11 protein-coding genes are annotated in these 12631 nt (G+C 69.8%); 6 read left to right on the top strand and 5 right to left on the bottom strand.

The window, feature by feature from the left end:
- Positions 1-722: 722 nt before the first annotated feature.
- Positions 723-1463 carry an alpha/beta hydrolase gene (locus tag AB5J56_RS05105; RefSeq protein WP_369230472.1) on the bottom strand — a complete coding sequence of 247 codons (741 nt, stop codon included), beginning with the start codon at positions 1461-1463 and terminating at the stop codon, positions 723-725.
- Positions 1464-1685: 222 nt separating this feature from the next.
- The gene (locus AB5J56_RS05100) at positions 1686-2525 is read right to left on the bottom strand and encodes a helix-turn-helix transcriptional regulator (protein WP_369230470.1); all 840 of its coding nucleotides are present in this window, start codon (positions 2523-2525) and stop codon (positions 1686-1688) included.
- Between the two features lie 101 nt (positions 2526-2626).
- Here AB5J56_RS05100 and AB5J56_RS05095 point away from each other — a divergent pair, with 101 nt between their 5' ends.
- The 6 genes from AB5J56_RS05095 (at position 2627) to AB5J56_RS05070 (ending at position 7167) form a co-directional block, all read left to right on the top strand.
- Positions 2627-3334 carry an SDR family oxidoreductase gene (locus tag AB5J56_RS05095; RefSeq protein WP_369230468.1) on the top strand — a complete coding sequence of 236 codons (708 nt, stop codon included), beginning with the start codon at positions 2627-2629 and terminating at the stop codon, positions 3332-3334.
- Positions 3335-3461: 127 nt separating this feature from the next.
- The gene (locus AB5J56_RS05090) at positions 3462-4259 is read left to right on the top strand and encodes an SAM-dependent methyltransferase (RefSeq protein ID WP_369230466.1); all 798 of its coding nucleotides are present in this window, start codon (positions 3462-3464) and stop codon (positions 4257-4259) included.
- 282 nt (positions 4260-4541) lie between these two features.
- Positions 4542-5708: a serine hydrolase domain-containing protein gene (locus tag AB5J56_RS05085; RefSeq protein ID WP_369230464.1), complete on the top strand. Its 1167-nt coding sequence runs from the start codon at positions 4542-4544 to the stop codon at positions 5706-5708.
- 102 nt (positions 5709-5810) lie between these two features.
- Positions 5811-6212: a DUF6193 family natural product biosynthesis protein gene (locus AB5J56_RS05080; RefSeq protein WP_369230462.1), complete on the top strand. Its 402-nt coding sequence runs from the start codon at positions 5811-5813 to the stop codon at positions 6210-6212.
- A 28-nt stretch (positions 6213-6240) separates the two neighbouring features.
- Entirely contained in the window at positions 6241-6399 is a 159-nt protein-coding gene (locus AB5J56_RS05075) for a hypothetical protein (protein WP_369230460.1), read from the top strand.
- Positions 6400-6408: 9 nt separating this feature from the next.
- Positions 6409-7167: a dienelactone hydrolase family protein gene (locus AB5J56_RS05070; RefSeq protein WP_369230458.1), complete on the top strand. Its 759-nt coding sequence runs from the start codon at positions 6409-6411 to the stop codon at positions 7165-7167.
- Positions 7168-7236: 69 nt separating this feature from the next.
- Here the strand turns inward: AB5J56_RS05070 and AB5J56_RS05065 are convergent, their stop codons facing one another.
- From AB5J56_RS05065 to AB5J56_RS05055, 3 genes are all read right to left on the bottom strand, one after another.
- Positions 7237-8460, bottom strand: a complete 1224-nt coding sequence (locus AB5J56_RS05065; protein ID WP_369230456.1) for a TolB family protein — start codon at positions 8458-8460, stop codon at positions 7237-7239.
- Positions 8461-8642: 182 nt separating this feature from the next.
- A complete protein-coding gene (locus AB5J56_RS05060; protein WP_369230454.1) occupies positions 8643-10448 on the bottom strand; it encodes an RICIN domain-containing protein in 1806 nt (601 codons plus the stop codon).
- 30 nt (positions 10449-10478) lie between these two features.
- Positions 10479-12611: a beta-galactosidase gene (locus tag AB5J56_RS05055; RefSeq protein ID WP_369230452.1), complete on the bottom strand. Its 2133-nt coding sequence runs from the start codon at positions 12609-12611 to the stop codon at positions 10479-10481.
- Positions 12612-12631: the final 20 nt, after the last annotated feature.

Raw genomic sequence — 12631 nt, 5'->3', positions numbered from 1 at the left:
CCACGCCACGGCGTGACGGTTGAAGTCCCGGTCGGCGTCGGAGTGTTGGACGCTTTCCAAGGGGGCAGGCGTCGAGATCACGTACGACTGTCTGCGCGGCGAATGCGGACTGTGCCGCGCCCGGACAGTGGAGACGGACGGGCCCGTCGACCACGTGGCGTGTTCCTGCCTCCCCGGCAACGGGACGAAGGCCGGCAGATGTGTGCCTGCGTGCCACGGATCGCCGGGTCCGGGCGCACGTTCACCCGGGCAGCCTCGGCCCGTTCGGCTCGTGTGCCCGGCGCGAGTGCCCTCAGCGCCACGTCCAGGAACCCGTCGAGGCTGGAGTCATCCTGTCGCAGCCACTGCTCGTAGGCGGCCACGGCCGCGGTGGACCACTGTCGGATTTGACACCCGGGACTTGAAGTGGCGGCCCTCATATCTGCGGGGTTGAGGTGCGCAGCCGGTCGATCCCGGCGAGTGCGCGGTCCACATGCGGACGCGCCTGCGCCGGCAGGGCATCGCTCCACCTCTCCTCGGAGCAGGGGCAGTTGAGGTAGAGCTGCCTGGCGTGTTCGAGGGCGGGGCGGTGCTCGGGCGCTGGCGGGTACCGCTGTGATCGGGGCGGTTGTGCATCTGCGGGCCGCCGCCGTCGAGGAGGGTCGGGACCTGTCCTCGACGAGCGGCAGCCCGGCCGACACCGCCCGCTGCCTACCGTCTGCTGCCGGCCTGGCGATCCGGCCCTACTTCAGGTGCCGGGCGAAGAACCCGCCCGCGTCCTCCCCTGCGAACTGCGGGACGCCCGTGTGCCCGCCCATATTGGCGTGCAGTGTCTTCTCCTTGGAGCCGAAGGCGTCGAACAGGTCCAGAGCAGCCTGCCGGTCGTTCCGTTCGTCGTCCCACTGGAGCAGGACGTGCAGCGGAATGGTGACCCTGCGGGCCTCCTCGAACATGGCGGCGGGCACGAGACTCCCGGCGAACAAGCCGGCGGCCACGATGCGCGGCTCGACCACCGCCAACCGGATGCCGATGGAGATCACTCCCCCCGAGTACCCGACCGGGCCGCCGATCTCGGGCAGCGAGAGAAGGGCGTCCAGGGCGGCCTGCCATTCCGGGACCGACTTTTCGACGAGCGGGAGGACGAGGGCGTCGATGATCTCGCCGCCGACCGGCTCGCCGGCCTCCATGGCCCGGCGCAGGTCGGCGCGTGCCTGCTCGAGGGCGGCCCAACGGGGCCGGTCACCGCTCCCGGGGAGCTCGATGGTGCCCGCGGCGAAGCCCTCCGCCGCGGAGTGCCGGGCCCGGGCCGCCAGCCGGGGGTACATCTTGCGCAGTCCGAGCGTGGGGTGGCCGAGCAGGATCAGCGGGACCGGCGTGGATGTGGATGCGGATGCGGGCGTCCACAGGATGCCCGGGATCTCGCCGAGGGTGAATTCGCGCTCGAGGACGCCGTCGTCGAGGCGCTGTTCGGAAGTGAATTGCATGGTCGTGCCTTTCGGGAGTGCACTGGAACGGCGCTCCCGGACGACGACCTATCGCCCGACCGTGACCCCGGAGGAGAGCACCCATGTCGATTCGTTCACGGGTACCACCTCCTTGTTCTCTCGCACGGCCTCCGGAAAGGTAGCAGTGGTCGCGGTGGGCCGCCAACGGGTTTCTGGTCGTGGCCAAGCCCGACGAGGTGAAGGAGAAGGCTCCGCCGACCGCTACTCGACCAGGCTCTGGGTGCCGACCACGGAGAGCAGCTCCAGCTTCTCGGCCGCCTCGGTGCCCGGTTCGGCCGAGTAGACAAGGACATGGAGGTCGTTGCCCTCGACCCTGAGCACATCGCAGTCCAGCGTCAGCCGGCCCACCTGCGGATGCTCGATGGTCTTGCGGGAGGCCTCCAGCCTGCCGACGACGCCCGCGTCCCACAGCTCGGCGAACCGCTTGCTCTTGGTCCGCAACTCCTCGATCATGCGGCGCAGTTGCCGGTCCGCGGGGTAGCGGACGGCGGTCGCGCGCAGTTCGGCGACCATGCCGACTTCGAAGGCCCGCCGCTGCTGCGGTGTGTGCCGCACCCGGGTGGGCATGCCGAGGAAGTTGCGCCACACACCGTTGCGCTCGAAGCCGCGCAGGCCCGACTGGTCGCCCATCAGCGCCGCGTACATCGGGTTGGCGAGCAGCAGGTTCATCGCCGCGTCGGAGACCCCGACAGGGGTGTCCACCAGTCTGCCCAGCAGGCGCTGAACGCTGGGTGTGATGTACGCGGGCACCATCTCCGGACCCGGGGGCACCAGCTCCGCCAGCCGGAACAGATACGCCCGCTCGTCGCCCGACAGCCGCAGCGCCCGGGCCAGGGCCTCGACGACCTGGCCGGACGGGTTGGCGGACCGGCCCTGTTCGAGGCGGGTGACGTAGTCCACCGAGATCCCGGCCAGCAGGGCGAGCTCCTCGCGCCGCAGCCCCGCCGCACGCCGGTGCCCGCCGGTCGGCAGTCCGGCCGAGTCGGGGGAGACCCGGTCGCGCCAGCGCCGCAGAGCCTGTCCGAGTTCCGTCGCCGCCATGCCCCCAGTGAACACCGTCGGCTGCGCATGTGCCTGGTACCCGCAGTCCCAGGAAGAAGGGTCTCCTGGCTGATCCCGCCGCCGCGCCGCAGGCTGGACGCATGACGACAACACTGATCACCGGAGCGAACAAGGGCATCGGCCACGAGACCGCCCGACAGCTCATCGCCGCAGGTCATACCGTCTACGTGGGGGCCCGCGACGCCGAGCGCGGGCGCCGGGCCGCCGAGCGGCTGGGCGCACGGTTCGTGCTGCTCGACGTCACCGACGATGCCACGGTGGAGGCCGCGGCCAAGACCGTCGAGGCCGACGGCGGGCTCGATGTACTGATCAACAACGCCGGAATCGAGACGCGCGGCGACGGCAACATCGTGCCCACCGCCGCGACGGTGACTGCCGATCAGATGCGGAACACCTTCGAGACGAATGTCTTCGGTGTCGTCCGCGTCACCCACGCCTTCCTGCCGCTGCTCCAGTGCTCGGCCGCGCCGGTCGTGGTCAACATCAGCAGCGGCCTGGCCTCGCTGACCCACCTCTCCGACCCGGACCATCCCGCCCACTTCTATCCGGGCGTCGCCTACCCGACGTCCAAGACCGCGGTCAACATGCTCACCGTGCAGTACGCGAAGGCGTTTCCGGGCATGCGCATCAACGCGGTCGAGCCCGGCTTCACGAAGACGGACCTGAACGGGAACACGGGCACGCAGACCGTGGAGCAGGCCGCCGAGATCATCGTGCGCATGGCGCAGGTCGCGCCCGACGGTCCGTCCGGCGGCTACTTCGACATCAACGGGCCGCTGCCCTGGTGAGTCGGAGTTGACGTCTGACCCATTCGTCGCGGGCAACTGCTGCTCCGTACGCGGAAGTTGGTATGGGAAACTGTCCTCAGCCGCTCGCGGGCCAGCAGGCCGTGGCGGTCGTCGAGAGGAGCGCAGGGTGACGCAGGACGGCTTCCGTGCCGAGGAGATCGACACCAGCAGGCCGCATCCCGCGCGGATCTACGACTACCTCCTGGGCGGCAAGGACAACTACGAGGTGGACCAGCGGGCCGGCGACGCGCTCGCCGAGGCCGCGCCCGAGGTACGGATCGGGTTGCGGGCCAACCGCGCCTTCCTGCAACGCGCCGTCCGGTACGTCGTCGACAGCGGCGTCCGACAGATCCTCGACATCGGCACCGGGCTGCCCACCTCGCCGAACGTGCACGAGATCGCCCAGGCGGCGGCGCCGGACGTGCGCGTCGCGTACGTCGACAACGATCCGATCGTGAAGGCGCACGGCGACGCACTACTCGGCCGCACCGGCACGACGAGCATCGTGCTGGGGGACCTGCGCGACCCGCGGGCCGTCGTCGAGCACCCCGACGTCCGCCGCGTCATCGACTTCGACGAGCCGGTCGCCCTGCTCCTCGTGGCCGTCGTGCACTTCCTCACCGACGCGGAGAAACCCGAGCAGATCGTCGCCGCCCTGCGCGACGCGCTACCGGCCGGCAGCTTCCTGGTGCTCTCGCACGCCACCGGCGACTTCGCGGATCGCAGCGAGGCCCAGGCCGTCTACCGCAAGGCGACCGCCACCTTGAACCTGCGCTCCCGCGTCGAGATCGAGCGGTTCTTCGACGGCTTCGAACTGATCGAACCCGGCCTGGCCCAGGTCCCGTTCTGGCGCCCGGACAGCCCGCCGCCGGAACGATCCGGCGAGATCGGCTTCTACGGCGGAGTGGCACGCAAGAACGGCTGAACACGGTGGACCCCGGCGTCTTCCTCGAACTGGACCGGAGCGCGGTTCCCGGTCGTCGCGCAACAGCCCCTGGATTTCGAGACGTTCGGCGCCCCGGGTGGGTGTCGCCTCGGTCGCCCGCGCGGCCCTCGCCCTGATGAACGGCCAACGGGGCTGATCCAACCGGGGGTTAGCCCCACACCGAGCCGGGCGGGTAGCAGGATCGCCCCGGACGGTCGCAGCCGGAAATGCTGGGCCCGGCATATGCCGATGGATTCCCGACGTTTCCCCAGGAGTTGGCTCGTGCGTGAGCAGGTATGGCAGAGGTTTCGTTCTTCCGGGCGCCAGCGGGCCGGGCGGCGCAGGGGCGTGTCGGCCGCGGCCGCGGTAGCCGTAGGCGTCATGGCGACCGGTGTCCTCGCGCCGCCCACGGCGTTTGCCGCCGCCAGGCCGGACACCGTCCAGCAGGGCCTGGACGCGCTGGTGCGCTCCGACGGCCTGCCCGCCGCACTGGCGAGCGTCAAGGGCCGTGAGGGCCGCACGCACACCTACACCGCAGGGGTGAGCGACCTGGCCACGGGCTCGAAGGTGCCCAAGGACGGCCAGGTGCGGATCGGCAGCAACACCAAGACATTCACGGCGGTGGTCGTGCTGCAACTGGTCGCCGAGGGGAAGATCCGCCTCGACGACCCTGTCGACACCTATCTGCCGGGCCTCGTCCGCGGGGACGGGATCGACGGACGCCACATCACCGTCCGTCAGCTCCTCCAGCACACCAGCGGACTTCCCAACTACACCAAGTACCTCGACGACGTCCGGTACTACGACCCCCGCGAGCTCCTCGACCTCGCTCTCCAGCACAAGGCCGACTTCGCCCCCGGGACACAATGGGCGTACAGCAACACGAACTACGTGCTGGCCGGCCTGATCATCCAGAAGGTCACCGGCCGCCCCCTCGCCGAGGAGATGGACCGGCGCGTCATCAAGCGCATCGGCCTGCGCCACACCTACTTCCCCGCCCCCGGTGACGCGACGATCCGCGAACCTCATCCCCACGGCTACGACCAGGAGTCCACAGGCGCCCCGCTGCGCGACGTCACGGAAACAGACCCCTCCTGGGGTTGGGCGGCAGGCCAGTTGATCTCCACCAACTCCGACCTCAACCGCTTTTTCACCGCGCTCCTGTCCGGCCGCCTCCTCCCACCGGCCCAGCTCGCCGAGATGCGCACCACCGTTCCCGCCGGTCCCCCCTTCGCCTCCGGTGCCCGCTACGGACTGGGACTCGTCAGCACGCCCCTGTCGTGCGGCGGTCTCTACTGGGGCCACGGCGGCAGCTTCCCGGGTTACGAGACCCGGGGCGGCGTCACCGACGACGGCCGCGCCGCCAACATCGCGGTGACCATCCAGCCGACCGACGAAGCAGCCATGAAGCATGTCGAGAGCGTTGTGGACACGGCCCTGTGCCGCTGAACCGCGCCTGACAGAAACCGTCCGGCGCACCAGGAACCGGGCAGGAGACGTACGGCGGCGGCCACGGTGCTGTGGCTGCCGTACGTCCTCTAAGGTCCGAGCATGGCCGACGACGACACGCCCCAGGTAGCATCCGACGACCCCGTGGCCGCCAAGTGGCAACTCGTCCGAGACATGAGCGAGAACCTCATCGACAAGGCCCTGGTGGAGGCGGCTTACGCCAACGCCGCCCTCAGCGGCCTGTTCCCGCTGGTCAGCCATGGATCGCTGCAGTTCAGCCGATGCACCCGCTTCCCGTGGTCGCAGGACCTGCCCTCGATCTTCCCTGTCGACGGAGAACGGTTCCGTGTGCTTCGGCTGCATGAACCGCGAGGTTCGGGGCGGGAGCGGATCGGTGGAGCCGTCACCGCCGAAGTGGCCGTCGAACTTGTCGCCTCACATCTCCCCGAAGGCTGCGGTCCCGCCCTGGACGCCACGCCTGACATCCTCGAACCGCTCGGCTGATCGCTTCTGAAGCTACGTCCAGCCGTACATGGCCGAGCGGTCCGAGGGGCTGAGCCAGGAGGAGGCGGGGCGCTGGTTCTTCGAGACAGCGGGCGTCCGGGGGCCCGCCGTCAGGGTCGAGGAACTCGTCGGTCAGGCAGTACGGCATCCTGCGGGTGACGCCGCCACAACTCTCGCCCAGAACTGAGGACTTGCCATGACCACCGCCGTACACGGATCGTCCGTCGACATCCCCACCCCCGACGGAACCGCCGACGCCTACCTGGTCCACCCCGCCGACGGGGGCCCGCACCCGGCCGTCCTGCTGTACATGGACGGGTTCGGACTGCGGCCGCACTTGAAGTCCATGGCCGACCGTCTCGCGGCGGCCGGATACGTCGTCCTGGTGCCCAACGTCTTCTACCGCTACAGCAAGGCTCCGGTCGCGGAGCTGCCCGAGTTCATCGACCTCGCCGAGCGCCCTGATGTCATCGCGAGCATTCGGCCGGCCGCGCAGACACTGACGCCCGAGCGGGCGATGCGGGACGCCGCCGTCTACCTCGACTGGCTGGCCGCCTCCCCGCTGACCACCGAAGGTCCCGCCGGGGTGACCGGCTACTGCATGGGCGCCGGGCTCGCCCTGCGCACCGCGGGGACCTACCCGGACCGCGTCGCCGCCGCCGGCGGATTCCACGGCGCGTTCCTCGCGACCGATGCGCCGGACAGCCCCCACCTGCTCGCCGACCGCATCACCGCGGAGCTGTACTTCGGCCACGCCGACCAGGACACGGCCAACCCGGCCGACCAGATCGACCGCCTCGACAAGGCCCTCAGCGCGGCGGGCGTCCACCACCGCGGCGAGATCTACCCCGGTGCCCAGCACGGCTACACCCAGGCCGACACGTCGATGTACAGCGAGGAGGCCGCCGAACGCCACTGGGCGGCTCTGCTGGACCTGTTCGGCCGCAGGCTCTGACCCACGGGCTTTCGCTCCGGTGTAGAGGCGGGACAAGACCTCGTACTGGGGCCTTCGATCTTCATGCGCTCAGTGCAAGGTGCGCACGAACACATCCCCGGTCAGGTTCGTGTCGTCGGGGACCAGGCCGGGGTAGTAGGAGTCGAAGACGACTGTGCTCTCGTCCGCGCTCAGGGCCGCTCGGCCGACGGTGACGGGGTCGCCGGCCTGGTCCGGTGCGAGCAGGTCTTCGTGGCCGGTGGGTAGGTCGCGGAGGATCAGGCCCAGTGTCCTGCGGTTCGCGTCCGCTGTGTTCAGGAGCAGCTTGGAGCCGTCCGCGGACAGGTCCGACACCAGGGTGAGATCGGTGGGGGAGTGGCCGTCGTAGCGCTGGAGCGTGCCGGTGCGCAGGTCGCGGACGAAGGCGTTCCAGCCGTTGTTCGGATCGGTGCCCGGGACGAGGTTGGTGGCTGTCGAGTTGAAGGCGACCTTGGAGCCGTCGGCGGTCAACACCGGTGCGATCGCCGATTTGTCGGCCGGTGCGCCGTCGTAGGTGGTGTCGGCCTGGACGGTCTGTCCGGTCACCCGGTCGTAGACCACGATGTCGCCCTGGTCGTTATCGGTTGGCCCCGAATAACCCTCCAGGTAGGCGACCTTGCGGCCGTTGGCGCTCATCGAGATCTGCTGGCACTGGTGGAAGTTCTTCGAGCCGTCCGAGGGTCGGCTGACCCGCCGCACCTGCTGCGTACGGCGGTCCAGGAGCATGACCTGGCAGGCGAACGCGCCGTGCTCGTCGATGGTGGGTCGCGCGACGAAGGCGATGTACCGTCCATTCGCGCTGATCGGGGCGATGCCGTTCGACACGTGGTAGTCCCCGTCCAGCACGGGCGCCAGGCGGTCGATGCGGCCGGTGTGCAGGTCCATGATCTGCACGGAGGACGTCCCGGTCGTGGCCGAGTACGAGTTGAAAGTCAAGTAGCGCCCCGACTCGGACAGTTGGGGCGTCGATGTCGTCTCACCGGGCACCACCACACGCTGCAGCGGTGCGCCGGGAGCCGTGCGGTAATAGACGCTGTACGACACGTCCGTGCCGGGCACCAGGTTGGTCGCACCCGACGCGAAGGCGACGACGCGTCCGTCCGCGCTGACCACTGGTTCCACGGAGTGGCCGTTGCCGCCGTTGCCGTCGGGGGCCACGCTGATCCGCTCGGTGCCCGGAACCTGGTCGGTGTCGGCCGCCCCCGCGGACCCGGCGAGAGAGGTCAGCGCGGTCGCCAGGACGGCGGTCATGCAGATGCGTAAGGAAGGTCTCATCGGGTGGCTCCCCCTTCGGCAGGCGGCGGCCGCAACCGCCGCCTGTACCCGTGCCCCCGGCCCTGCGCCGAGGACTCACGCGATGAAAGCGCGGACCCTGCCGAGGGTCAATGCATCTGCCCCGGACGGGCTCAACTCCCCATAGGAAAGGGTCGGGTGGCACAAGCCACCCCTCACGGTGGCTACTGAGTGAGCTCCCAGTCCTGTGAGCCGTCCGTGGCCGCGTTCTGCAGGGTGAGCGGTGCTCCGACGGACGCGCCGGTCAGATACAGATTCGTGTTCTTGACCGACTGGAGTCTGTAGAAACCGTCGCCGGTCTTGATGACGTTCCAGCTGCCGGTCGCGCTGTTGTCGACCCACTGGCCGATCTTCTGGCCGGCCGTCGCGTTGCCGGTCCAGATGGCCGCCGCGCGACCGCCGGACTTGTTCAACAGCGTCTTGCCGCCGTTCGGTTCGGTCACGATGTGCCAGTACTGGGTGTCGGGGTCCGCCGCAGAGCCGGGCTTCTCCAGAACGACGTCGGGAACGTCCCCGTTGCCGATGTTCGCGTCGTTGGTGTGGTTCCCGGTGCCGATGACCTGGTCGGTCCTGCGGTTCACCAACTGGTGGTAGGCGCCGTCCGAGTGGCCGAGATCGACTTCGGCGAAGGCGAGCGTCGAAGTGCCCTGGTTGTTGAGTATCGCGATGCGGCCGGTGCCGTCGACGTACTGGAGGTTGCGGCTGTAGCCGGCCGGCGAGGTCGTCTGGTACTCCTTCCACATGCCGTCACTCCGTCCGCTGTCGTTGACCCAGACGTTTCCGCTGCCGGCGGCGTTGTAGACCAGTCGCCCGCCGGGAAGCCTGACGACGACCGGACTGCCGCCCGTCGCGAGAGGGCGGGAGCCGGCGGCGACCGGCAGGGAGGTGACGCTCTCGCCGGTGGGGGAGCCGCGGTAGAACTCCAACGGGTTGTCGGCGAGCCGGTATCTGATGTTGGCTCCGCCGCCCCAGTACTCGTACGTGAGAAGCCACTTGCCGTCCGCCGTCCGGACGACGTTCGTCATGCCCGGTCGCCCGCCGCCGATCTCCGCCTTGCCGCCTCCCGTGTCCTGGGTCAGTCCGGCGATGTCGACGACGGGAGCGCTCCACTGCGCACTGCGGCCGTCCCAGGTCTTGTGGACGAGGATCTGGCCGAGCGAGTCCTTGGCGGTGTCGTTCGCGGGGTCCGGCGTCGGGACGCCGGTGGCCGCGTCGAAGCCGGTGTAGTCGTTCTCGTCCGAGTAGTAACAGACGAGTCTGCCCTTGTAGACCATCAGGTACGGCTCCCAGAGGGGGTCCACCTGCTGGTGCGTGTTGGCGCTCGCGATGTTCTGGCCGGTCGCGCCCGCGCTGCCGCCCTGCCAGCCGCCGGTCGCGACGACGCCCGCGACCTTCCACGTCGCGCCTTCGTCGGTGCTGGAGTACAGGGCGATCGCCATGTCCCCCCGGTCCCCGTCGTTGGACGGCGTCCAGTTCGGGTCAGCCGCCTTGTGCTCCCTGTAGTAGGAGTCGTCGCCCGACACGACACTCGCGAGGAGCAGCGTCCCCTGCTTCAGGGTCCCGACGTCCTGCGGAAGCGTGTAGAGGTACGGGTTGGTCCAATTGCTCGTGTACTTCCCGTACTTGGGGTCACTGGAGAGGTACGCCGGAGCCTTGACCTCCGACAGCGGCTGCCACGTCGTGCCACGGTCGGCGCTCTTGTACACGGGAAGCGTCTGCCTGTCGGCGCTTCCCGTCTCCGGTACGACAGTGGACTTCTCGAACGACGCGACCAGACGCCCGCTCGGCAGCTGCGCCGACTTCGGGTAGATCGCGCAGTTGCCCCGCCCCTTCAGGCAGGGCTCGTTCCCGAGTTGGTAGAGGATCCCGCCCGTGGGGTTGTACGCCTGCGCACTGGCCATCGGTATGGCCAGCATCGCTGATGCGGCGGCGAACGTCCCCAGCGCCTTTCCCAGCGTTCTCTTCTGCATTGCCTCTCCTTCGAGGATGACCGCGGATGCTCAGTTGTCTGCGGGCCCGGTGACGAACACCCGCACGTCCCACGCGCCTAGCTCCAGGGCGGTGCCCGCGGGGACCGTGCTGTCGTCCAGGACGTCGGTCAGCCCGACGGGGGCGGTGACGCGGGCGGGTTCCCATCTCCAGTTGTGGACGACGTGGACGCGGCGTCCGTCGGGCGAGGTGCCGGTCGTGGCGGTGACGGATTCCGGGAGGCCCTGCCAGCCGTTGCGTGCGGAGGGTGCCAGCCATTCCGCCAGTGCCCGCGCCAGGCCGCGGCCCGGGACCGTGCCGACGCAGGTGATGCGACCCGCGCCGTGGCGGCGGGTGGTGATGGCCGGCCAGCGGCCGAAGTGCGGGTGGTCGTACGAGGCGACCACCTCGGCGTCGAGGACGGTCAGACCGTCGGCCCAGCGCCTGGCCGTCGCGTCGTCGGGCAGGTCGAGCGGACCGTCCGGCGTCGTACGGACGGGGATGTCCCGCAGCAGGTTGCTGAATTCGTCGTACGTGACGCCCGCGGCCTCGACCAGGCGTCCGGGAGCAGGTTCGAGCCGGGCGCGGGCCTCGTGGTCGGCGTACGCGGTGCGCGGGCCGAGTACGAGGTGGCCGCCCGCGTGGGCGTAGGCGGTGAGCCGGTCGATCGTCGCGTCGTCGACGACGTACAACGCCGGGGCGACCAGCACCGGGTGGCGTCGCGCCGTCAACTCGGGTGTCATGGCGCCCAGTTGCCGGGCGTGGACGATGCGGACCTGGCGGCCCGCGTCGAAGGCGCCCCGGTAGAAGGGGTCGAAGATACGGTGGTAGGCGGCGGAGTCCGGTTGGCCGTCGGCGGTCGCCAGCGGCGGGTACTTCTGCATCAGCCACTTGCTCGGCGTCGAGTAGACCATCGCGATGTCGGCGTCCGGTTCGAGGCCGGCGACCAGCGGACCGGCCGCCTCGAACTCCGCGCCCAGGCGGGCTATTTCGGCGTACGTACGGCCCGGTCGGCCGCTGTGGGGAAGGACGCCGCCCCAGTAGGTCTCGGCGCCGAAGCGCAGGGTCTGCCACTGCCAGTACTCGATCATCCGCGCGCCGCGGGCCACGTGTGCCCAGGCGGTCTGGCGCCACTGCCCGTCGTAGCCGGGGCGGTTGTCCCAGGGGAAGCCGATGGAGCTCGCGTTGGTCTCGGTGACGAGGAAGGGCTCCTGGCGGGAGGAGAACATCCAGTCCGCGGTCTGGTACATGGACCAGACGCCGGTGGTCTTCCAGATCTGCTCGTGCTCGTCGGGTGTCGGGTCGGGCAGCAGCAAGCCGTCCTGCATGTCGTAGTACGGGTTGCCCGACGCGATGTCGAGCCGGGCGGACAGCTCGTCGTCAGCCACGCCCTGGCGGGTGTAGGAGATGCAGGTGGTGACGAACTGGCCGGGGCGGGCGTACTCGCGCACGATGTCGGCCTGCCAGCCGATGAACTCGGTGACCTGACGGGCCTGGAACTCCCGCCAGGCGACGTCGTACTGGGGCTGGCTGTTGCCGTCCGGGGTCCACAGATCGGCCCAGGTGGACAGGCGGTGCGACCAGTAGACCAGGCCCCATTCCCGGTTGAGGGTCTCGACGTCGCCGTACTTCTCGCGCAGCTGGTCGGTGAAGCGCTGGAAGACGCCCTGGTTGTGGAAGAGGTGCAGGCCGGGCTCGTTGTCCACCTGCCAGCCGATGACCGCCGGGTGGTCGGCGTACCGGGCGACGACCTTGCGGATCACCCGCTCGGCGTGGAAGCGGAACGCGGGGTGGGTGAAGTCGGCCTCCTGACGACCGCCCCAGCCGATGCGCGTGCCGGTGGCGTGCTCCCCCGCGATCTCCGGGTACTGGCGGGCCAGCCACGGCGGCACGGCGTACGTCGGGGTGCCGAGGATGACGGAGATGCCGCGCTCGTGGGCGCCGTCGAGGACCGGCTGGAGCCAGTCGAGGTCGAAGCGACCGTTCTCCGGTTCCCAGGTCGACCAGACCGACTCGCCGACCCGGATCACGGTGAAGTGCGCGTCGGCCATCAGGTCGAGGTCGGTCTTCAGCCGTTCGTCGGGGCGCAGTTCGGGGTCGTAGGCGGGCGTGTACTCGTGGTAGTACGCGGCACCGAACAGGACGCGGGCGGGCAGATCCGCCATGAAGGGAACCTCCGGGAGAG

The sequence above is a fragment of the Streptomyces sp. R21 genome (genome assembly GCF_041051975.1).
GTDB lineage: Bacteria > Actinomycetota > Actinomycetes > Streptomycetales > Streptomycetaceae > Streptomyces.
Note: the sequence above shows the minus strand (reverse complement) of the source record. Positions and strands in the feature narration are given on the sequence as shown.